The sequence below is a fragment of the Pseudoalteromonas sp. SG44-1 genome (genome assembly GCF_014164315.1).
Taxonomy (GTDB): Bacteria; Pseudomonadota; Gammaproteobacteria; order Enterobacterales; family Alteromonadaceae; genus Pseudoalteromonas; species Pseudoalteromonas rhizosphaerae.
Genome location: NZ_JACJEW010000019.1, coordinates 1 through 22,474, shown reverse-complemented (window position 1 = coordinate 22,474; position 22,474 = coordinate 1). Strand labels below are relative to the sequence as shown.

The following is a 22,474-nucleotide window of genomic DNA, read 5'->3' as shown; positions in this document are numbered from 1 at the left end:
ATGGCATTTTTTAACGCCATATTTACTTATAACAAAGCGGTGCGTAATGTTTCAGCATGCAATTTTTCACGCTTCACGTATTTGATCCATTGTTCAGCTAATCGCTGCGATTTTTTATGCTTCTCGGCTTGTTCGAATGCTAAAATAGACGCATCAAAGTTTTGTAAACTATATTGCGCCATACCTAAAGCAACATAAGCATTTGATTCAAAATCGAGTGAGCCTTTATCAAGCGCCGTTCGGGCTGCATCAGCGGCATCTTCAAATTGCTCTAAGTTAACAAGTACTTCAGCCATACGTTGATCGTACTTACCGTGATCCGAAAGCTCTGCCGCTTTAGCAAAGTAAGTAACTGATTTATTATCTTCTTTTGCTTGGACCATGGCTTCTGCGATGAATGCATAATTCTTCGCAGACTTTTCAGCAACGCCTGATTCAATCGCTTTACTCATCACATCAGCCGCTTTAAACGCTAAACCGTTGTATAAGTAAACTTGGGCAAGTTGACGTAAATCTGATTTTGACGTTAAAAAACCTTGCTGGTAAGCGGCTTCAAGTACGGCTAGTTGTTGTTTTTCTTTACCCGTTTCACCGTACATACCGCCAAGTTGCACCCAGTATTCAGGCTTGTTATAAAGCTTTACCATACGCTCAAGTACAGCAACTACATTCTCAGTTTGATTAAGTGAGTAATACATGGCGCGTTGCAGTACTAACCAGTTTTCTTTTGGCACCTTGCCTTCACTATCACTTTGGGCAATCGCTAAGTTAATATTATCAATGCCTTTTTGGTAATCTTTCAACTGATAATACGCTTGTGATTTAAGGACATAATAGGCATCAGTTTTAGGCTTAGTGTTAATTGCATCCCACTTAGCTAAAAAATCAATGACTTTATTATAATCACTGTTTGCCATCGCTAATTGCGCTAAGCTAAAAGTAGTGCTAACACGTAATGTTTCTGGAATACCTTCTTCTGCTATCACCTTTTCAAATGATGCAATTGCTTTAGGCAAATCATTTTCGTTGTAATAAATAAAGCCATAAAAATTATGCATCATGGCAATTTCATAGGAGTTCATGCTAGAAGAACGTTCTTTGATGCTATCAAGCGCCTCAAGTCCTGCTTTAGCGTCGCCATCATCGGCTAACTTTTGTGCACGAGCCAATTGGCTATACACTTTTTCACGTAGCGCAGGCACTTTCGTGGTTTTTTGCTCTTGTGCGTAAACGCTCGCAAGCGTGACTCCTGGAAACATGGAGACTAAACTTGGCAGCGCAACACTGGCTCCTATCGCAAAAGTACACACTAATGCTGTTTTTAATAATTTCATAATCGCAATCCTCTGTTTCTAGCCGTTAATTTGGAAAGAAATTTTGTTCTGTACACCCGCAACTTCAACCGCTTCACCATCGATCACGCGTGGTTTATATTTAAATTTAAGTGCCGCATCCATAGCTGCTTGATCAAACAATGATTCAGGCTCAGCTTTTACTACCTTTGCATCACGAACAGTACCTTGCTTAGTCACTGTAAACTCAACAATCACATAGCCTTCAATGCCCCGTGACAATGCTCGACGCGGGTAAACAGGTGCTACTTTTACAATCGGTAAATATTCACCATCACTAGAGTCAAGAGCTAGACCACCACTGAGACTCACGTCAGCATCAACACTGGCACCAAAGTCAAAGTTAGACGCTGCTGCATTTGGATCACTATTTTGCATTTGCGGTGAATCCATTGGCGGCGGAGGCTCTTTCGGCGTTGGCGGCTTTTGTGGTTTACGTTCTTTCTTTTGTACCGTTTCTTCTTTTTTAAGCCTTACAAAATCAAGTACATTGCCTTTAGCTGGCTCAGTCATCGCCCCTTCACCACCGGTGATAAGCGCTTGCATGCCCAAAAACAACATAAAGGTCACAACACCGGCAACTAATAATGCTACTAAATAACGCATTATGGCTTCCTTAGGCTTCTTGTGCCGCGATAGACACATCAAATACACCTGCGGCGCGTGCTGCATCCATCACTTTAATAAGGGTATCTGTAGTGGCTTTTTTGTCAGCCTGAATAACCACACTACCTTGTGGATTTTCTGCTTTTAAACGCTCAATGTTTGCTTGCACAGCACGCACATCGATTTGACGTTTATTGATCCAAATTTCACCTTGATCTGAAATCGCAACTAGAATATTTGCACGCTCTTTCTTAACGGCTGTTGCCGCTTCTGGGCGATTTACATCGATACCTGACTCTTTAACAAAAGAGGCGGTTACAATGAAGAAAATAAGCATGATGAACACAACATCAAGCATCGGGGTCATGTTTATTTCTTCAGCTTCATCTTCTTGAAAAAGGCTTCCTAATGGGGCTCTCATTTTATTCTCCTGATTGTATGTGGCTTTCGCCACATACTAAAAATTGTTGTTTAATGGTCTAAAACCATGCTGTCTTCAAGTAGGGCTACTTCGCGCTTTGCTTTGCGTTGTAAGTACGTAGAAGCAAATACACCAGATAACGCACCAACCATGCCTGCCATTGTCGGGATAGTCGCTTTCGATACACCTGATGCCATTGAACGCGCACTGCCCGTTCCGGTAATCGCCATCACATCAAACACTTCTATCATACCTGTTACCGTACCGAGTAACCCCAGCAGCGGACACAAGGCAACCATCACATTGATCAGCGCTAAGTTGTTGTTTAACTTCATCCCAGCGCGTGAAATAGTTGCTTGGCGTATTTGCTCAGCGTTCCAGCTATTACGCTCATCGCGCCCTGTCCAACTACTTTTAATGGCATGTTTGTAACTACGAAAACCATTAAAGAAATAAATAAATCGCTCGAGTATCAATAACCACATCGCGAAGATTAACACTCCGATGACCAACAGAACTTGGCCACCAGTGTCGAGAAAATCACGGATAGCATTGATTGAGTCAATCAATAGCACCATGGGTTATGCTCCATTTTCGCTACGCTCAGCGATAATACCTGCGCTTTGTTCTTGCAAAATAAGCAGCAAGTTTTTAGAGCGGGTATTCAATAAGGTGTATAAAAATACTGTTGGGATTGCCACAACTAAGCCAAGTACCGTAGTAACAAGCGCTTGTGAAATACCACCAGCCATTAATTTAGGGTCACCTGTACCAAACAAGGTGATTGCTTGGAAGGTATTGATCATACCGGTCACCGTACCAAGAAGACCTAACAATGGAGCAACGACCGAGATAATCTTAATGAGCGTTAAGTTGCGGGTGATTTTTGGCATTTCACGTAAAATCGCTTCACTTAATTTAAGCTCTAAGGTGTCGTATGCTACATCTGGGTATTGATCTTTGACTTTCATTACACGACCAAGTGGATTGTCATCACGTGGCACCGAGTCTTTAAGCTGACGACGGATTTTGCTGCCCATTAGCATCAATGAAACAAATCGTTCAATAGCGATAATTAAAGCAAGTAAGCCAACGCCTAAAATAACGTAACCTACCGCACCACCTTGATGTACTTGCTCTGAAGTATCAGGTGCTTGTACCAATAAACCAAGGATAGAGCCACCGGTTGGGTCAAGCGCAAATTGTACAGTGCCTGATTTAGCTTGTTGTAAATCACTCGCCGTTGAGGTGTAACGGCCAACAGGCTGACGGGTAAGCTCACTTAACGTATTGGTGCTGGTGTTATAATCAAGGTACTTACCTTCTGAAATTAAGTTAAAAGCCCCCACTCGCATAACTTCTTGCTTAGCTTTGTTGCCGCCTTCTACAATTACATCTGTTGTAAAACGTGACACTTTACCTTGCTCAGTCATTTCGCGTTGCAGTTCAAACCATACTTTTTCAATGTCTTCGATTGATGCAAGTTTAGAGGTCGAGCCCATTTTTTGAGCCAATTCATCCATAAAAGCACCACGACCAGGTAGCTGTGCAGACACTACTGACGTTGCAAATTTATTACTTGAATCGCCAGCCACTTGTTGCAGCACACCAAAAAGTTCTTTCAATGAACCCATACGCTTAGATAATGTATCGGTTAGGTTAGCAAGTTTTACTTCATTTTCTTCGAACTGTGTTTCAAGACGCTCAGACTCAACCAGCATTTGATTACGTTTTGCTTGAGTGTTTTTAAGCATTTGCACTTGTTCATTTTGACGTGCAGCAAATTCTTGCTCACGTTGTTTATTTTGTGCTGATTGCTGTGTTTTACCTTGCTCAAGTGTTTTTAATAACGAGTCTAAATCCATAGCTTCAGCAGCAAAGCTGTTGCCCGCAAAACCAAGGGTGGCACCAAATAAAGCAATTTTGGTCATTTTTGTAAAAAGTTTCATTTTAACCTCTTAATCCGCAGCGTGTACTGGCAGTGTTAACATATCTGGGGCAAGTTGCTTACGTGCAATACGTAAACCTTTACTAATTTGGCTGATTGTTGAGTCATCCAGGGCTACAAACTGTTTGCTTGTTGTATCCCATGAGCCTGCTTTTTTACCATCGCGAGTAAGGTAAATAAGTTCTAAACGACCAATGCGTAAGAAATCGACTTCACGCTCTTGACCATCAACATCTAATAACGCGGTATAGGCTTCGATGGTACGGCCGTAATCAACTTCAACTTGGTACGCTTCTAAAACACGGCGGAATTTTTCACTTGAATTAATGTCAGCACGGTTCATCATGTCTTTTAATGACGCTAAACGCTTTTCACGTTCATCGGTTAGAAACGGCACATCAAGAGCAACAAATTGCTCAAGCCCTGTGATCATGCGTAGCATTAATGGGGTAATTTGACGTTCAATAATAGACACTTGATCCATAGATAAGTTAATGGCTTCCATTTCACTCATTTGGTTACTAAGCTGTTTACTTAGTTGTGCGTTATAAACCGTTAAACCATCAATTTCTTTATTGAGGGTTTTAAACTGTTGTAAACGACCCTGCATTGAGTCTGCAATCTTGTCTATTTTTGTTTGTGATTGCGCAGCTGATTGGTTAATTTCACTGCTTTTATCGATAACCTTATTTAAATCATTTGCTTGCACTGTTGCACTCATGGCTACAATACTAGCTAATATCAATGGTTTAACGCCTTTCATCGCATACACCTTTACTCGTTAAATTAGCGGATTTGCTAGTTGCTTAATATCAATGAACGAGATTCTATAGGTGAAAAATGACAGAGGTGTTGCGCTAAAAAGTCCTTTTTATGACAACTGCCATAAATACAGCTTTTTACCTTAGATAAAACAATAGTTTTTAATATTTAACAAGCGTGTACGCTTTAATGATGAGTGAAGTGAGATTAAATAAATTAATCAGCAAGTATGCAATGAATGGTGCTGATCACAGCATTTGCGTTGGTATAGTTTACGGTGATAGCAAAGTACTGCTGTTTATGACAAAGAACTAACGATGGAAAACCCTGCACAGGTAACTGCTGAACATACGCTAACTCTTGTTGAAACGCCTGTTCAAGTTGTTCACTTTGCAATATAGCTAAAAACTCATCAGCTGCAATACCTATTTGCTGTGCGCAGCTAACGAGTGTATTAAGATCCGATGGGTTTTGTGCCGATAAATAATAAACCTGCTGAATTGCACCAAGCATAACCCGCTCTTTATTAAAATAACGTGCTGCAATCACCGCCCTACACGCAGGGTAAGTGCTGCGGCGTGGTTGACAGTTTTGCCAAAAATCAAAGTTAAATTTAGCACCGGTTTGCTGGCCAATACGCTGCCAAGTTTGTTGTAAAAACTGTTGCATACTTACTGGCATTGGCTGTTCGGAATCAGCAGCAAGGCCACCTACTTTATAAATAATATCAACTTCATTCGCTAAGGCGTCTTGGATTTTTTGCCAGCACTTTTGAAAACCCCAACACCAACTGCACATTGGGTCGTACACATATATAAGCTGACTATTATTCATTATTGGCCTGTTACTGTTCACTGGAAACAACGTTATTTAGCCCTTCATCCTTGGCTTACAGGTGATTCCGGCATCATTTATTTTATCTTTTTAGTTATCGCTGATTGCATTTAGACTTTAAAACGTAGCACCATTTTTTCAAGTTCATCAAATTGCAGTTTTAAACGAGTACACTCAGCTAAAGTGTTATTTAAGTTTAGCTGACCTTGTTGAGATAACTCACTAATTGTATGAATATCATTATCTAAAGAGTGTATTACCTGATTTTGTTCAGTGGTCGCATTTGCAACACTATGATTTACATCATCAATTGCTTTTATAGCTTTGGTTACTCCTGCCATTTGCTCACCGGCTGCTTGCGCTTGTTTTACAGTATTTTCGCTTTCAACTAAACTGGCTTTCATAACCGCAACGGCACTGCCTGAACCTTGTTGTAATTGGCTAACGGTATTTTCAATTTCTTGGGTTGATTGCTGAGTACGGTGAGCTAACTGGCGCACTTCATCTGCAACAACGGCAAACCCACGACCAGCCTCTCCGGCACGAGCGGCTTCAATTGCGGCATTAAGTGCAAGTAAATTCGTTTGCTCGCTGACTCCTTTAATAACTTCGAGTACTTGACCAATACTTGCAGAGTGTTCAGCAACACTACTAATAATTTGTTGTGCTTGTTCCATATTTTGCGATAACACACCAATGGCATTGATATTATCATTTAACGTACTTTGACTTTGTACTGACTGTGTATTCGCATCAGTAGCAAGGGTTGATGCATGACTTGCGCTGCTTGATATTTCAATCGCACTTGATGACAGCTGATTAATCGCTGTTGCAACGCTGTCTGTGCGTTTAGTTTGGTCACTGTACATCGTTAGCGTTGACTCTGTTTGCTCAACTAAGCTTTCCACTGAACGTTCCAGTTCAACCGTGGTCGTTTTTACTTGGTCAATTGAGGTATGAATTTTATCTATAAAGGCATTAAAATAACCTGACAGTTCACCAAATTCGTCATCGTTTTCAATCTCTAAACGACGAGTTAAATCCCCCTCACCTTGGGCTATATCTTTAATTGCATCGTTTAAACGCTGCATAGGCCGCATCAAATAACGCAATGAAAATTGCATCATTAATATCGTCGCGATAACTCCCAAACACATATATATCGCAGCCATATTTCTAAATGAAGCCACTGATGAATAAGCAATATCTTTGTTGATCACCACACCTAAATACCAATCTACATTTTCAATACCTTTGATATGTGTAAATGATACAAGATGATCAATACCAGCGATTTCTTGCTCCACAAACTCAGCTTTTAAAGCAAGGTTTTTACCAAACAGCTTCGCCATACTCTGATCGTTTAGTTTGATATCTGGATGGCTTAGAATACGACCGTCACTGTCTAATAGAAAACCATAACCAAAACCTAAAAAATCAATTTCGTTGACTATTTGAGTAATGGTTTGCATATCAATATCGGCACCTGCGACACCACTAAAACGGCCATTATTTAAAATGGGCGCAACCGCTGAAATAGTTAGCTCATTGGTGGTTACGTCGATATAAGGAGTCGTAAACGCTGTGGTGGTTTTATTTTCTACCAGCTTATACCAAGGACGGATTGTGGCATCATAATCAGCAGGTAATACAACAGTTTGATCATTGAGTACAAAAGTACCATCAGGTTTGCCTATATAGGTGTTTTTAAACTTACCTGCCATTTCTGCGCTATTGAGTTGGCTAAGAGTTAATTCCTTAGTGTCATTTTGCTGATGCGTTTTCGCAACAGACTGAACGATTGCTAATTTATTATTGAGCCAATTAGCAATATTTTGTGAAACCGATTGAGAGCTTTCTTGTAATATTAGAGACAGTTGCTGCTGCGTTTGTGAGCGCATTGAAATAAAGTTATTGATGGTAAATAACCCCAGCACCAACACTAATACCACAGATGCTGCGATAGTTACCTTAGTGGTAAATTTTAGCGAGCTTTGCATGACACACCTATTTATTTTTTTTATCGTTGTTAGCTAACTACTTTTTAACAAAAATAACGCTATTTGTCTTATCTTATCGCCAACAGTTGCTATGTTATAGCCAAAAACAATAATAAAGCATGGTAAAAAAATTAGTTTAGCGCTTACTCCTATAACAAATTCATAAAGTAATTAATCGATAAGTAAAGACAGTCAATGTCGTAATTGCACCGAAGAAATAACAAACTCAAAATTGGAAGGTTCCAGTGATTTTTATAAACAATAGCTATTGAATACGTATTCAGTGCATATCCGTCGTTATTTTGTAATGAACTAAACTGCGAGGTTTTACTTTAGAGTGCGATTGATTCATTGAGAATAATAAGAAAATAAATGCATTTACAGTGCTGCAAATGCATTTATCTAAAGAGGTTTTACTATTAGCTTAGTTTATTTTTTGTTGCCACTTGCTCGCAAGTTTTACAACATTCAACCCGTACCAAGCGATAAAACAATAGCAAAGTGCTGGGATAATAAAACTAACTTGAATATTCATTGCATCAGCAACAACGCCTTGAATTAACGGTACTAATGCACCACCAACAATCGCTAAACAAAGCCAACCAGATCCTTTACTGGTTAATGAACCTAGCCCTTGAATAGCGACTGAGAAAATTGTCGGAAACAAAATAGAATTAAATAAACCAATCGACAGCACAGCATACAAAGCAACGTCACCTTCAGTGAAGATTGTAATTAAAAGTAACGCAATGACCGCAAATGCATTAAAAGCAATTGCTTTTGATGGTGCAATTTTTTGTAATGCAGCAGAGCCAATAAAGCGCCCTACCATCGCCCCGCCCCAATAATAGGCAATTAATGCGGCAGCGGTATGCTCTTCGAGCCCTGCAATATGAGCTTCACCGAAAAAGTTAACTAAAAAGCTACCTATTGCCACTTCACCACCAACATAACAAAAGATACCTAACACCCCCATAACTAAATGCGGGGCTTGCGTTAAAGAATGACCTTTTGCTTTGCAATCGAGTTCTTCTTTGTGTGATTTGATTTCAGGTAATTTTAAAAATGCAAACACAACAGCAATAGTAAGCAGTGCTGCAGCAAGCATTAAATAAGGAATTTTTACCGATTCTGCTGTCGCCGCAGATGCAGTCAATGAGCCTGCTGCGCCAAAGAACAAAATGCCACCAACATAGGGCCCAATAGTCGTTCCTAATGAATTAAGTGCTTGCGCTAAATTTAACCGTGACGAAGCTGTTTTTTCAGGCCCAAGCGCCACAACATAAGGGTTAGCCGATACTTGTAAAATGGTGACACCACCGGCTAGTACAAATAATGCGGTTAAAAATAGCCAATATTCATGTACGACCACTGCAGGATAAAATAACATACAGCCGATAGAAGCCACGATAAGACCGCTAAGCACACCATTTTTATAACCAAATTTCTTAACCAATATCCCCGCGGGTAAAGAAACAATAAAGTAAGCACCAAAGAAGCAGAACTGCACTAACATCGCTTCCGTATAACTAAGATCAAACACCCCTTTTAAACGCGGGATCAGTACATCATTTAGTACTGTGATAAAACCCCATAAAAAAAATAGAGTTGTCATTGCAGTCAAAGGTAACAGGTAATTATTATTTTGCTGCGGCTGCTCAGTGACAAACGTTTTATTTATATTTATTTCACTCACGTGATTTTCACTCCATTAACAAGTTGTGTGTGATTCTACACATTAGTATAAAAAAATCACAAAAATTAAATTGGAACGATCCACGCATTGATATACAACCGTAACAAATAGTTACTAACGTGACACGTATTTTTGAAACACGTAACAGCAGAGTTACTCACGACGATTGATACCACAGTAAATATCAATTTACTGTGGTATCAATCGCAAAGTATTAATCCTGCTTTTTGTTACATTTAGAAATAATAGGTAAGTAACGAAGAACCTTCATATCAGGATCAACGACTACGTGATCATCTGGATTGATATTTAAAATAATTTTTCCGTCTTGCGGATAATAAACATCCTCTTTACCATTGATAGAGATAGGTAAAGGCATAGGAAAAGGCTTATTATTTAAAGATTTCACATCCCAGTTAAGTGTAATAACTCCATTCACTTGTCGTTTATTTAAGATTGGTAGCTCAGCTTGCTTTAAATAAATATCGAATAGCCAATTATAATTATCACCTGTTAGTTTGTTTACAATATCAATAAAATGTTCTGTATTACGATATCGTGGTTTTATTGGATACTTTATGTCTGAGGTATTATCGATACCATACAATAATTCTCGTGTTGCACGCCAGAATAACTGCTCTCCAATTAACCAACGTAATGTATGTAACGTCCAGCCACCTTTACCATAAATATCCGAGTTAAATGCTTCATCAGAAGTAACTTCTCCTTCACGAACAACTGGCTGACAATTTTTTAACCCCAAATACGATTTGTACATCGTATAGCTATATGCGGCATTGCCAAATTTATTTAAGCTGTAAGCAGGCTGCATGTAAAAACCAAAGCCCTCATGAAGCCAGGCATCATTTAATCTCTCATGGGTCATTAAGTTCCCAAACCACTCATGTGCTAACTCATGCTGTAGTAGCCAATCATAGCCATTTTCATCACGTTTATACTTTTTGCCATAAGCATTAATCGTTTGATGTTCCATACCTAAATGAGGTGTTTCAACAAAGCCTAGCTTTTCATTCCCCCATGGATAAGGACCTAAATGACTTTCAAAAAATTGTATTTGATTGAGCAAATCAAAATCGATCAAATCCTCTGCTTTTTGTTTGTTTTCAGGTAAGACCCAAAACTCAATAGGTACCTGTGTACCATTAATACTGGTATATGATTTTTGAATACGTTCGTAGTTACCAATATTTAAGGCTATATTATAATCACTGGCGGGAACAGATAACAGCCAATCAAATTGTACCTTATCATTTTGCAGCTTTTTGACATCTTGCAGCACACCATTAGTCACGGCACTAAGACCGTTAGGAACAGTTAAACGAATACGCATTGAATCCGCTTTATCACTAAAATGATCTTTGCAGGGCCAAAATAAATCGCACCCTTCTCCTTGTACTGCCGTTGCAATCCATGGTTTTCCATCAGACGACTTATCAAATACAAAGCCACCTTCCCATGGCGCATTGTTCGCAATATGTGGCTTCCCTGAATATTGAACTGCAACATCAACCAATTCACCCGGCGTTTTAACTTCCCCTAAGTTAATCGTAATAATACCACCTAGCCTTTTATAACTTGCGCTCTTTCCAGCTACAGTTACATCACTGATATTAAATCGACTGTCTAATTTTAGTTCTACATATTGGTTTGCTTTAAGCATTAAAAATGAGGTTTTACCAATACCGGCTATTTTTTTATCCGTAGGAAAAACTTCTAACTCTAAATCATAAAACTTCACATCACTACTTAACGCAATATCTGACAAAACTTGCCCCGTGTCTCCTACAATAGGATCTAATGGCACTTCGCTTGAGGTGCAAGCAGCTAATGAAACTGAACTTATAAGTACTGCAATATAATTAATTATACTTTTTCGAGAAAAAAGATTATTCATGCTAATCCCATCTATCTTTATTATGAAGTAAGATAGTCACATAACAACAAACAACATTCGATAATTTTGCGTTTAAACAACAAATTATTTATATAAAATTAATAATTTTATATAAATACCGTGCCCTCACTAAAACCAACACTAATAGTGCTTTTCCTCGCTAGGCTACGCACTTTTATGATATCGTTTTACAAAACATAAATACTACAGAACGTACCGCTTGGTACTGATACAAAAAAGGAATTTCCAAATGAACACCAAACTACTTGCTGGTTGCGCAGTTGCTGTAGCGGCGGGTGCAATAATCTATACACAAACTGACAGTTCAACAGCCTCATTAGAACTTGCTCAACTTGATTACGTCCCTGCTGATACTGCTTTATTTTATGGTCAGCTAAAACCATTTCCCTATAGTAAATATTTCAATTTGATTCCAGATCAAATGAAAGGTGCTGACGATTTTACGCCATTGATCGAAAATTTAGCGGCAAGTAACGATAACAATGCACAGTTTTTAGCGTCTCTATTAGATCAATATCAAACATCATTGTCATCTTATGAAACACTAAAAGCAGCCTGGGGATTCGCCGATGATTATAAAGCTCTAGCCTATACAATTGGTCTAATGCCAGTATTACGCTATCAACTTGAAGATGAAACAGCTTTATTTAATACAATTAATAGCTCAGCTGATAAAGCGGGAATTAACTTCACAACACAAACCATCGAAGGTGTTGACTACAACACGTACCCTTTAGTACTTGAAAATGACATTACATTAAACTTAATTGTGTCTGTTAAAGATAACTGGGCTACCATCACGTTTGATACAAAACTTAATACAATTAAAGATTTACGTCTTGCTTTAGCAATTGATAAACCAACAAAATCATTAACGCAAACCGCTAAACTTGAAAACTATATTACTAATTATTCATTTGATGGCCACTCTATTGCGTATATAGACCATGTTGAGATTGCTAATGCTATTACCGCTAGAACACCATCACGCCTAGGTGAAATGCTTGATGAACTATTAAAAGAATTGGGTGATCCAAATGCTTTAGAGGTAGCTAGAACACCACAGTGCCAAAATGACATTACCAATCTTGTTAGTTATTGGCCTGCATCAGTAACCGGTAGCACGTACATACAAGTAACAAACTCTGATGCTCATTTTAAAGCAGATGCTATTTTCCAAAGCACTGCTACAGATATTATTAAAACATTAAAATCTGTGCGGGGTTTTGTTCCTGAGCATACAACTAAACTTGACGGGCAAATGCTAAGCGTTGCTTATGGTGCGGATATTTCAAAAATTCCACCGCTTTTAAATATACTCTCAAGTACATTTAAAAAAGCTGAATTTGAGTGTGCACCTCTTGTTGCCTTACAGCAACAAACTCAAGACTCAAATTTAGCTGTACTATCAATGATGACCGCTATGGCTAATGGTATTCAAGGTGTCAGTGTAAGTATTCAAGATCTTGCTTTAGGAGCCGATGCAAATCAACTGCCACAACTAAAAGCTTTAGACGCGCTAATCACACTTTCTGCGACAGATCCTGATAATTTACTTTTTACTGCTAAAGGATTTTTACCCGCATTAGCGGAGCTTGAAATACCAGAAAACGGCGATGCAATTAGTGTCAATGCTGCAATTCCTTATCCTTTACCTGCTGGCCTTGATATAAGGTTAGCTAAAAAAGGAAAGCATATTGTTTTATTCACTGGTGAAAAATCAGCGGCTATTGCAAATACATTATCAGAACAAGCACTTGAAAAAAATGGATTTTTAAATACCGCAGTTGATCTGAAATCATTAATGACTCCTGTCATCGAAGTATTTAAAATGACAGGGCAAGCACTACCGGAAGAACTTGAACAATTAAAAAATCAAACAATGTCTGTGTATTTTGCAACAGATATAAAAGATGAAGGGATTGTTATTAATTCAGAGATCAAAATTACTAAAAAGTAATAACTTTTTTGGAATTAAACGAAAAAAGGGGCATTAATTGCCCCTTTTTCAATTGTTCAATTCAGTTTTTACTATTTCTGCCATATCATTTTATTATTGGTGTCGCGGCTTTTAATAATCGTTTGATCAGAACTTTCTACACCACCGAGTTTAGCTTGTCGATCGTAAAGAACCACATTACAGGTAGCTGCTAAATTCATACAACCGATTGTGGGGATATACACCACTTCATCGCACCAGTTCAGTACATCTTTGCTAATAGAGCCATCTTCAGGGCCAAAAATATAAAATGCGTTTTCAGGATGAACAAACTCAGGCAAAGGAGTTGCACCTTCTATTAGTTCAATCACCACCACAGTCGCACCTGCGGGCTTTGCTGTTGCTAAATCGTCAACGCAAGTCAGTGGGATGCGTTCAACAACATTTTTTGTGTCGGTATGAAACTTTTTAGCATTTAAATAACGCGTGCCTGTAAAAAATACTTGTTCAGCCCCATAGCAACCCGCAGCTCTTAACACTGCGCCAACGTTAGAGGGACTTTTAGGATTGATCAAACCAATCTTCGCAGTCATTAATCGCAATCCTTAGTTGGCCAATCTGCTTCATACAGATCAAAGTCATCTAGAGCTACATCACAATCTTTTACTGTTTTGTCTTTTACAGAAATACCCAATGTATGCATTAGTTCTTTGCTGCCACCGTTATTTAATGGATGCCAAGACGCTAAACCACGGCCTTCGTGCAAACGGCGGTAACTACAACTTTGCGGCATGAAGAAAATGCTGTCGAGGTTTTCTTTGGTTAATTTTACACATGACGGGACTAATGTTTGTCGATTTTCATACTCACTACAACCACACGTATTATTATCTAAGTATTGGCAAACAATATTAGTAAAAATGAGTTCTTCACCATCGCGAAGTTGATCTGTGGCGGTAAACTCATCTTCATCTTCGCTGTCTATAAAGGTATTTAAACAGCATTTTCCACAGCCATCGCAAATGGCTTCCCACTCATTTTGTGACATTTGCTCAAGTGATTTCTCAAGCCAAAATTGGTTTTCAAACATGGTATAACTCGGTGCCCCTAATAGCGCGCATTTTAGCTTAATTGAGCACCGCGCGCAAAGCTACATTCAGCTTTGCGCTATTTCAAGTTTAAAAGTTAGCGCTGCGTATCAACCCAACGTTTAATTTTCGCTTCTAGTATTGGCATCGGCAAAGCACCATCAATTAAAATTTGCGTATGAAACTCTTTAATATCAAATTTATCACCTAATGCTTGTTTACAATAATCTCGCAGTTCTTGAATTTTAAATTGCCCTAATTTATACGACAATGCTTGTCCTGGCCAAGCTATATAGCGCTCAACTTCTGCGGTTACATCACTTAAAGCCATTGAGGAATTAGCCAGCATGTAATCAATACCTTGTTGACGAGTCCAGCCTTTAGCATGAAAACCTGTATCGAGCACTAATCGCATAGCGCGTAATTGCTCATCAGATAAACGGCCATACCACATATATGGGTCGGTAAATAAACCCAATTCTTTACCTAGACTTTCAGCATATAATGCCCAACCTTCGGCGAACACTGTGTAACCACCAAATTTTCGAAACTCAGGTAATGACTGAACTTCTTGCTGTAAGGCGATTTGAAAATGGTGTCCTGGGGCTGCTTCATGGATTGACAATGTTTCGAGTAGAAACTTAGGCTGCGCTTTTAAATTAAAGGTATTAATATAAAAAATTCCCGGACGAGAGCCATCCGGTGCTGGTGATTGATAAGATGCTCCTGCCGCAGACTCAGCACGAAAATCTTCAACCGCTTTTACAACGTAATCAGCTTTGGGGACAATGTTAAATAATTTAGGTACACGCGCATCAATTTTTAACTTTACGGCTTCATAGGCCGCAATTAATTGCTCAGGTGTATCAAAATAAAACTCATCAGAATCTCGTAAATGAGTAAAAAACTCACTTAAACTGCCTTTAAAACCAACGGTTTCCTTTACTTTTTTCATTTCATTAAGGATACGCGATACTTCTTTTAGACCAATTTCATGAATTTCATCAGCAGATAAACTTAAGGTGGTGTTTTTCTTTATTTGGTATTCATACCATGCTTTACCATTTGGTAAATCGCTATAACCTACTGTTGCACGGCTATTTGGTATATAAGTGGTCGCTAAAAACTCGCTCATTTTTGTATACGCTGGGACCAACTTATCCATAATAAGTGCACTATATTGGTCAGTGAGTTGTTGCTTTTGCGCTGCTGTGAATTGCTCTGGAAGCTGCTTTATCGGACTATAAAATAAAGATTGTTCTGCACTGGTAACTATATGCGCTTGAAATTGCGGTAATAACTTTTCAGCTAATGGCTTTGGTAAAACAATGCCTTCATTTACCCCTTGCTGCATAGCATCTTGCACACTGCTTAACCAAGTTACAAAACCTTCAGCACGCGCGACGAAATTTTCATAATCTTGGTAGCTTGCAAATGGCTGCGCACTTTGCGCCGATCCAAAGCCTGCAAACGTATTGTGAGCGCCAGACATTTGGTTAATTGGTAATAAGTAACTCGGGAATTGAAAACCTTCGATTGTTAATGCTAAATCCCGTGCCAGTATTTCATAACTTAATAAGGCTTGACCGGTTAACTGCTGCTGGTCAATCGCCGCTAAACGTTGCTGATAATCTTTATAAAAAGCAAGCTGCTGAGCTCGGTTTTGCTCGGTAATCGGTGCTGTAAATTGGTTGTTGTATTGGTTATAGCCAATATAAGTGGCATCAAGAGGGCTAAATTGCAACGAATCCACAAAGTACTGCTCAACCAAGCTATTTAATTGTTGTGTTGTTGCGCTGGCAGTTTCACTTGTTAATGCTGATTGTGGCTTATTTAAATTATTATTAGCCGTATTTGAACACGCAGACAAAGCGCTGAGTACACCAGCGACAAGCAAGGTTAACTTAAATTTTTTCATAATGATCCCTGAGTATAAGAAGTTAGCGCAAGTATGCAGCTTTCAAATCGCTAAATAAAGAAAATACGATACTTATCGCGTTTTGTTTACAGCCTAAAAACTGCTTGCTACATTGCTATATAAAATAATCAAAAATTAGAAAATAAATGAATAAATTATCACTTTCTGTCCCTTTGGGCTTACTGTGTGTCAGCGCTTTTAGCGCACAAGCAACAACGTACGTTAGTGCTAAAGCAATGCTAGACGTAAATAATGGCAAGCTTATTAATGCACCGCTTATTCAAATTGATGACGGTATCATTACTAAAATCAGTAGTGGCACCATGCCAACCCTACAACAAGGTGATGACCATATTAAGTTGCCCGAGTTAACCATTCTGCCTGGCCTGATGGATATGCACGTACACTTAACCAGCGGTCCAACAGTCCCTCGTAGTGAACGTATCGGTCAGTCAGTGCCACGTAAAGCGATTAAAGCGGCCTATTTTGCAGAAAAAACCTTAAAAGCGGGCTTTACAACTTTACGTAACGTGGGCGCCGAAGGTTACAGTGTCATTGCAGTACGTGACGGCATTAATGCAGGCGATATTATTGGCCCACGCATCTGGGCTGCTGGTCCCTCTTTGGGTGTAACGGGTGGTCACTGTGACAACAACCGTCTACCTCCTGAAATGAAATACACTGCCGAAGGTGTGGCTGATGGCCCATGGGCTGTTCGTGCAAAAGTACGCGAAAACATCAAGTACGGTGCCAATGTTATTAAGTTTTGCGCCACTGGCGGAGTATTTTCTAAGGGCACAAAAGTAGGTATTCAACAGTATTCATTAGAAGAAATGACTGCCATTGTTGATGAAGCACATATGCGCGGTTTAACGGTTGCTGCACATGCACATGGTACCAGTGGTATTACCGCAGCCATTAAAGCCGGTGTAGACAGTGTTGAACATGTCAGTTTTGTTGACGATGAAGCAATTAAACTGGCAAAAAAACACGGCACTTGGTTTTCAATGGATATTTATAACACTGAGTATACCCTCACGTTTGGTGAGCAAAATGGTGTAGCCGAAGAAAACCTAGCAAAAGAGCGCCAAGTATCTAAAAAGCAACGCGACAGCTTTAGCCGTGCCGTAAAAGCGGGTGTCAACATGGTATTTGGTACCGATGCCGCAATTTACCCACATGGTGATAATGCAAAACAGTTTTCGAGAATGGTTGAGTTTGGCATGACGCCACTACAGGCTATTCAAGCAGCAACGATTAATGGCGCAAAACTGTTAAAAGTTGAAAATCAACTAGGGCAAATTAAAACAGGCTTTGCAGCAGATATCATTGCCGTTAAAGGCAATCCACTGCAAGACATAACCTTGCTAGAAAATGTAGCATTTGTGATGAAAGCAGGTGTTGCTTATAAATAAATGTGTGGAGTTAGCGTTAAGCTAACTCCATCATTAAGCAAGGGTTAAACTAACAGCTAACTAAATACGTTGTTAATATATTAATATTTTGAAAGCAAAAGGTAAGCAGCTTGGGGTAGGTTTAAATAATTGCCTTTTTTAGATAATTAAAACTTGAAATACAAATGCCACACATTATCATTACGAAAATTTTTTAATGGTAATGACTATGACAACGCATAAATTCTCTCTAATTACCCTAGCCTGTTTAACAGCATATAATGCAACTGCGGCCGAACAATCCGATCTTGAACGCATCACGGTTTATCAAAAGCAAAATCATGTTGTATTAAATTCGGGTTTAGCAACAAAGTCTGATATGTCGTTAATGGAAACACCTGCGCCTATTGTTATCGTCGATCAAGAGCTTATCAACTCGCAAGGCGTTGATAACTTACAAGACTTAGCCCGTAATATCAGTGGTGTAACCCAAGCAGGTAATAACTACGGAATTGGCGACAATTTAGTGATCCGTGGCCTTGGTGCAAATTATACTTATGATGGTATGTATGGCGGTGCGGGCCTAGGAAACACATTCAATCCAACTCGATCACTAACCAATGTGGAGGCCGTAGAAGTATTAAAAGGCCCCGCCACTGGTTTATATGGCATGGGCAGCGCAGGTGGCGTAATTAACTTGATTGAAAAAAAGCCACAGTTTACCGAGCAGCACAACGTACAAGCGGAAATTGGTCAATGGAATACCTATTCATTATCAATTGATAGCACCAATGCAATTACCGAAAATCTAGCATACCGAGTTAATGCAAAAACAGCACGTAGTGATGGCTACCGTGATTTAAAAGATGACCGCGATGAAATCTACGGCGCATTAAAATATGTGTTTAATGACCGCCAAAATATTATGATCTCAGCCGCTTATATTAAAGATGCCATTGCAGTTGATTCAATTGGCCACCCTATCCGTATTTATAATGCGCAGTCGGTAAATGGCAAAACCGCCGGCCAAGTGGCTGCGGATGATTTAGTCAATGATCCAACCACTGCTGGGCTGCAATTATCTGATGCGCAGCGCCAACAATTAGCGAATTCACTTGCAGCGTCTGATGGTTTAACACCGTATAAATTTGGTCATCGCGGTATTATCTCACCCATGGCAAAAGACAACGAAGGTGAAGAGTTACGCTTTAAACTTACTCATAATTACTATATAACTGACAATTTATTTTTAAACCAACAACTGCAATACCGTAATTATGAGTCAAGTTTTGCACGTCAAACAGGCGCCTATAATTATGTTTATTGGCGGCAAAAAAATGGCGTCATAAATCAAGACCCTCGTGCGCCATTGGTAGTTGATGATGTACTTTATCCATTTGCTGCACGCCGTCAAGAATATCGCCAAGTAGAGGCCGATGAAAAGTCATGGCAATACTTTGCAGATTTACGCTATGACTTTAGTTTAGGTGATATAGAAAACGAATTTTTGGTCAATGCTAATTATGAAGACCGCGATATACGCTTCACGCAGTATTCTATTTGGGATAAAGACTATATTCTCAAAGATAAAAATGGCGATATAACCTATCAAGGCTCTTTACCCTATATTCTAGATATTCGTACACCGGTTTGGTCAGACGGGCAATTTAGCGACTATGATCCGCTTAAAACCAGTAACTATAGTAAAAAAGTGCAAGCATGGGGCTTAGGACTGCAACATGTTGCTTATATCAATGACAGCTTCACAACCCGTATTGGTGTTGCATACAACGAAATTACTCAAAAATATGAACATTTAGGTGTTGATGCACGTTACCGGGCCAGTGCCGCTGCTGCGACGCCAGAAGCAAGTACCTCGGATAATGGTTTAACCTATAATTTAGGCGCGACATACAAACCGACTGATGACCTGTCTATATTTATAAATCATTCGAAGGGTCGCACTGCGTATAGCGTTTTAGGCTCTGTTTCAGGCAATGAAGCTGACCGTGATGATGCGCAATCTCTTAGTACTGATTTAGGTATAAGAGTAAAAGCCTTTGATGATCAGGTACTCGCCTCATTAGTGGTATTTGACACTGCACGTACTAACTTAGAATATGTAAACCCTGCCTATGATGATACAAAGCCAGATCCATCGGTACCAAAAAATTACTTTGATGGTGAAGAAAAAACCCGTGGTGTTGAGCTTGATTTAAATGCCTATTTAAATGATCAATGGAAGGTCAATATCAATGGTGTTTATCAAGATGCACGTGATCAGAAAAACCCTAATGTGAGCACATTTGCTGCCCGTCAAAAAGGTGTGCCTTATGTAACAGCAAGTACATGGTTAACATACAGTGCTCAGTGGTTTGAACTAGCCCAGCCACTAAAAGTAAGTGCAGGTGTTAAGTACGTGGATGACCGTAGTACTAACTCGTCATCATTCGGCATTCCTGATGGTTATGTACCAAGCTATACTATTTATGATGCTGCGTTAAGTTATAACACTGATAAATGGGGCTTACAGCTAAATTTAAATAATTTGTTTAATAAAGTTTATTACTCAAAAGCAATGTTTTTAGGTGGTATGCCAGGCGAAGAACGCAATGCGAAACTAACTTTGAGCTATAAGCTTTAAGTTATAAGCTGTAAAAGCGCACAAAATGCTTGTGCGCTTTTTTAACTTTACATAGTGACTACTATACGGCCATTAATTTCACCTTTGAGCATATCGTCAAATATGTCATTGATATCTTCAAGACGTTTTTCTTCAATAATTGCTTTAACTTTGCCCTGTGCAGCAAACTCTAAACATTCTTGTAAATCTCTACGTGTGCCAACAATTGAGCCAACAACAGAAACGCCATTGAGTACAGTATCAAAAATAGGCAACGGCATATCCTCTGGAGGCAGACCAACTAACACGCATTTTCCACCACGGCGAACACTCTTATAAGCTTGCTCAAACCCCGGCTTGGATACAGCGGTACATACCACAGCATGTGCGCCCCCTACCTGCTCAAATATAGCCTCACTAGGCACACATTCTTTAAAGTCCAGTGTGATATCTGCACCTAACTCTTTTGCTAAAGCCAGTTTTTCAACACCAGTATCCACTGCAATTACATTAAAGCCCATTGCCTTTGCATATTGCACCGCAAGATGCCCAAGCCCACCTACACCAACAATAGCAACCCATTGTCCTGGCTTAGCACCTGACACTTTTAGCGCTTTATAGGTTGTAACACCGGCACAAAATAATGGCGCAGCTTCTGAAAAACCTAAGCCTTCAGGGATCTTTACAACATAGTTCCCATCGGCTAAGCAATATTCAGCGTAACTACCATCAACTGAGTAACCCGTATTATGCTGTGAAAGACATAAGGTCTCTTTACCTTCTAAACAAAATTCACAATGACCACATGCACTGTATAGCCAAGGAATGCCAACACGATCACCAATTTCTAAATGAGTAATATTGCTACCCAGCTGTTCGATCACTCCAACACCTTCATGCCCTGGAACTAACGGCATTTTAGGCTTTACTGGCCAATCACCATGACAGGCATGTAAATCAGTATGACACACACCACATGCGGCTATTTTAACTAAAACATCATTGACTCCAACGGTTGGAATGGGTAAGTCTGAAATTTCTAATTTGCCTTTGTAAGTACTATTAACGGCTGCTTTCATTGCTCGTTCCTTGTTGTTGCGAAGTTGTTATTGAGTAGTTGTTGTTAAGAAATTAGTTGTCGTAAATTAGTGTACACCTTACGCGACTCTAAATGAGCAAAAATTAATCTAAATCAAACTTTAGTGATATAACTTGTTCAGAACGACTATTAGTACCAGCACATAATCCCATAGGCTTGCTTCAGCCAAGGAAAATTCAGCGTATTGCGCAGTAAATCTTGCTAAACATATTCAGCGTGCTAGCATTAATTTCATTATTTATTGAAACTTGAGAAGCAATGACGTTATCAGATAAGAACTTTGCCTTTGTAATGCACTGTGGCGAAATGGGCAGTCGTTGGGGTTTTAATCGCACCATTGGCCAAATGTGTGGTTTATTGATCATCACCAAAGAGCCAATGACAGCAAACGAAATCGCCGATGCCTTAAGCATTTCTCGTGGTAATGTCAGCATGGGGATCAAAGAACTGCAATCTTGGCGTTTAATAAAAGTGCAGCATATTCCAGGTGACAGAAAAGAATATTACGCCCCTGCAGGTACTATTTGGGATATGGCAAACCGCGTATTTGAAGAGCGTAAAAAGCGTGAGATTGACCCTACTCTCAGTTTACTCAGAGATAACCTGTTAGAGCCTGCAACCACCGACGATGAAAAGTTTGCCCAACAACAAATGCATGAAATTCATGATCTACTTGAAACCGTCACTAAGTGGTCTTCAGAACTACAGCGCTTAAGCCCTGAGCAACTACAAAGTTTAATGAAGCTAGGCTCTGGTATTGGTAAAGTACTCGATTTTAAAGATAAGATATTGAAAAAATCGTAGCAGCGATTTTATATCGCGACTGAGGTTCTAGGTTCTAGGTTCTAGGTTCTAGGT

18 protein-coding genes are annotated in these 22,474 nt (G+C 39.4%); 4 read left to right on the top strand and 14 right to left on the bottom strand.

Features of this window, described 5'->3' with window-relative positions:
* Positions 1-26: 26 nt before the first annotated feature.
* From H5187_RS10740 to H5187_RS10695, 10 genes are all read right to left on the bottom strand, one after another.
* On the bottom strand, positions 27-1,334 hold the full coding sequence (locus H5187_RS10740) for a lipopolysaccharide assembly protein LapB (RefSeq protein WP_182797854.1): 1,308 nt from the start codon (positions 1,332-1,334) through the stop codon (positions 27-29).
* A gap of 18 nt (positions 1,335-1,352) precedes the next feature.
* On the bottom strand, positions 1,353-1,958 hold the full coding sequence (locus tag H5187_RS10735; protein WP_182717243.1) for an energy transducer TonB: 606 nt from the start codon (positions 1,956-1,958) through the stop codon (positions 1,353-1,355).
* Between the two features lie 10 nt (positions 1,959-1,968).
* On the bottom strand, positions 1,969-2,379 hold the full coding sequence (locus H5187_RS10730; protein ID WP_145235576.1) for a biopolymer transporter ExbD: 411 nt from the start codon (positions 2,377-2,379) through the stop codon (positions 1,969-1,971).
* A 50-nt stretch (positions 2,380-2,429) separates the two neighbouring features.
* A complete protein-coding gene (locus H5187_RS10725; protein ID WP_145235579.1) occupies positions 2,430-2,957 on the bottom strand; it encodes a MotA/TolQ/ExbB proton channel family protein in 528 nt (175 codons plus the stop codon).
* Between the two features lie 3 nt (positions 2,958-2,960).
* Positions 2,961-4,328 (bottom strand): MotA/TolQ/ExbB proton channel family protein, encoded by a 1,368-nt coding sequence (locus H5187_RS10720; RefSeq protein WP_182797853.1) that lies wholly within the window; start codon positions 4,326-4,328, stop codon positions 2,961-2,963.
* Between the two features lie 9 nt (positions 4,329-4,337).
* Positions 4,338-5,090: a DUF3450 domain-containing protein gene (locus H5187_RS10715; protein WP_149980246.1), complete on the bottom strand. Its 753-nt coding sequence runs from the start codon at positions 5,088-5,090 to the stop codon at positions 4,338-4,340.
* A gap of 215 nt (positions 5,091-5,305) precedes the next feature.
* Positions 5,306-5,923 carry a DsbA family protein gene (locus H5187_RS10710; protein WP_182797852.1) on the bottom strand — a complete coding sequence of 206 codons (618 nt, stop codon included), beginning with the start codon at positions 5,921-5,923 and terminating at the stop codon, positions 5,306-5,308.
* A gap of 110 nt (positions 5,924-6,033) precedes the next feature.
* A complete protein-coding gene (locus tag H5187_RS10705) occupies positions 6,034-7,923 on the bottom strand; it encodes a methyl-accepting chemotaxis protein (protein WP_149980244.1) in 1,890 nt (629 codons plus the stop codon).
* 424 nt (positions 7,924-8,347) lie between these two features.
* Positions 8,348-9,619, bottom strand: a complete 1,272-nt coding sequence (locus tag H5187_RS10700) for a sugar MFS transporter (RefSeq protein ID WP_149980243.1) — start codon at positions 9,617-9,619, stop codon at positions 8,348-8,350.
* 214 nt (positions 9,620-9,833) lie between these two features.
* A complete protein-coding gene (locus H5187_RS10695) occupies positions 9,834-11,534 on the bottom strand; it encodes a M1 family metallopeptidase (RefSeq protein WP_182797851.1) in 1,701 nt (566 codons plus the stop codon).
* 250 nt (positions 11,535-11,784) lie between these two features.
* Between H5187_RS10695 and H5187_RS10690 the strand changes: the two genes are divergently transcribed.
* Positions 11,785-13,515 carry a hypothetical protein gene (locus tag H5187_RS10690; protein WP_182797850.1) on the top strand — a complete coding sequence of 577 codons (1,731 nt, stop codon included), beginning with the start codon at positions 11,785-11,787 and terminating at the stop codon, positions 13,513-13,515.
* Positions 13,516-13,586: 71 nt separating this feature from the next.
* On the opposite strand, the gene H5187_RS10685 is transcribed toward H5187_RS10690, so the two are convergent.
* The 3 genes from H5187_RS10685 to H5187_RS10675 form a co-directional block, all read right to left on the bottom strand.
* Complete coding sequence (locus H5187_RS10685; protein ID WP_182797849.1) at positions 13,587-14,087, bottom strand: RNA methyltransferase; 501 nt, start codon at positions 14,085-14,087, stop codon at positions 13,587-13,589.
* Positions 14,087-14,584, bottom strand: a complete 498-nt coding sequence (locus tag H5187_RS10680; RefSeq protein ID WP_182761046.1) for a YcgN family cysteine cluster protein — start codon at positions 14,582-14,584, stop codon at positions 14,087-14,089. Before H5187_RS10680 ends, H5187_RS10685 begins: the two co-directional genes overlap by 1 nt.
* A gap of 95 nt (positions 14,585-14,679) precedes the next feature.
* Positions 14,680-16,500, bottom strand: a complete 1,821-nt coding sequence (locus tag H5187_RS10675; RefSeq protein WP_182761047.1) for a DUF885 family protein — start codon at positions 16,498-16,500, stop codon at positions 14,680-14,682.
* Between the two features lie 146 nt (positions 16,501-16,646).
* Between H5187_RS10675 and H5187_RS10670 the strand changes: the two genes are divergently transcribed.
* Both H5187_RS10670 and H5187_RS10665 read left to right on the top strand, forming a co-directional pair.
* Positions 16,647-17,915, top strand: coding sequence for an amidohydrolase family protein (locus H5187_RS10670; RefSeq protein WP_182797848.1), 1,269 nt, complete (start codon positions 16,647-16,649; stop codon positions 17,913-17,915).
* A gap of 208 nt (positions 17,916-18,123) precedes the next feature.
* Positions 18,124-20,538: a TonB-dependent siderophore receptor gene (locus tag H5187_RS10665; RefSeq protein ID WP_182717235.1), complete on the top strand. Its 2,415-nt coding sequence runs from the start codon at positions 18,124-18,126 to the stop codon at positions 20,536-20,538.
* A gap of 47 nt (positions 20,539-20,585) precedes the next feature.
* Here H5187_RS10665 and adhP read toward each other — a convergent pair whose 3' ends face one another.
* Positions 20,586-21,596, bottom strand: a complete 1,011-nt coding sequence (gene adhP / locus H5187_RS10660; protein ID WP_149980237.1) for an alcohol dehydrogenase AdhP — start codon at positions 21,594-21,596, stop codon at positions 20,586-20,588.
* 278 nt (positions 21,597-21,874) lie between these two features.
* Between adhP and H5187_RS10655 the strand changes: the two genes are divergently transcribed.
* Complete coding sequence (locus tag H5187_RS10655; protein ID WP_182797847.1) at positions 21,875-22,420, top strand: GbsR/MarR family transcriptional regulator; 546 nt, start codon at positions 21,875-21,877, stop codon at positions 22,418-22,420.
* The last annotated feature ends 54 nt before the right edge of the window (positions 22,421-22,474 follow it).

Bases quoted from the DNA above. Each gene is read 5' to 3' on its own strand.
- H5187_RS10740 (WP_182797854.1), bottom strand. From the start codon at position 1,334: ATGAAATTATTAAAAACAGCATTAGTGTGTACTTTTGCGATAGGAGCC.
- H5187_RS10735 (WP_182717243.1), bottom strand. From the start codon at position 1,958: ATGCGTTATTTAGTAGCATTATTAGTTGCCGGTGTTGTGACCTTTATG.
- H5187_RS10730 (WP_145235576.1), bottom strand. From the start codon at position 2,379: ATGAGAGCCCCATTAGGAAGCCTTTTTCAAGAAGATGAAGCTGAAGAA.
- H5187_RS10725 (WP_145235579.1), bottom strand. From the start codon at position 2,957: ATGGTGCTATTGATTGACTCAATCAATGCTATCCGTGATTTTCTCGAC.
- H5187_RS10720 (WP_182797853.1), bottom strand. From the start codon at position 4,328: ATGAAACTTTTTACAAAAATGACCAAAATTGCTTTATTTGGTGCCACC.
- H5187_RS10715 (WP_149980246.1), bottom strand. From the start codon at position 5,090: ATGAAAGGCGTTAAACCATTGATATTAGCTAGTATTGTAGCCATGAGT.
- H5187_RS10710 (WP_182797852.1), bottom strand. From the start codon at position 5,923: ATGAATAATAGTCAGCTTATATATGTGTACGACCCAATGTGCAGTTGG.
- H5187_RS10705 (WP_149980244.1), bottom strand. From the start codon at position 7,923: ATGCAAAGCTCGCTAAAATTTACCACTAAGGTAACTATCGCAGCATCT.
- H5187_RS10695 (WP_182797851.1), bottom strand. From the start codon at position 11,534: ATGAATAATCTTTTTTCTCGAAAAAGTATAATTAATTATATTGCAGTA.
- H5187_RS10690 (WP_182797850.1), top strand. From the start codon at position 11,785: ATGAACACCAAACTACTTGCTGGTTGCGCAGTTGCTGTAGCGGCGGGT.
- H5187_RS10685 (WP_182797849.1), bottom strand. From the start codon at position 14,087: ATGACTGCGAAGATTGGTTTGATCAATCCTAAAAGTCCCTCTAACGTT.
- H5187_RS10680 (WP_182761046.1), bottom strand. From the start codon at position 14,584: ATGTTTGAAAACCAATTTTGGCTTGAGAAATCACTTGAGCAAATGTCA.
- H5187_RS10675 (WP_182761047.1), bottom strand. From the start codon at position 16,500: ATGAAAAAATTTAAGTTAACCTTGCTTGTCGCTGGTGTACTCAGCGCT.
- H5187_RS10670 (WP_182797848.1), top strand. From the start codon at position 16,647: ATGAATAAATTATCACTTTCTGTCCCTTTGGGCTTACTGTGTGTCAGC.
- H5187_RS10665 (WP_182717235.1), top strand. From the start codon at position 18,124: ATGACAACGCATAAATTCTCTCTAATTACCCTAGCCTGTTTAACAGCA.
- adhP (WP_149980237.1), bottom strand. From the start codon at position 21,596: ATGAAAGCAGCCGTTAATAGTACTTACAAAGGCAAATTAGAAATTTCA.
- H5187_RS10655 (WP_182797847.1), top strand. From the start codon at position 21,875: ATGACGTTATCAGATAAGAACTTTGCCTTTGTAATGCACTGTGGCGAA.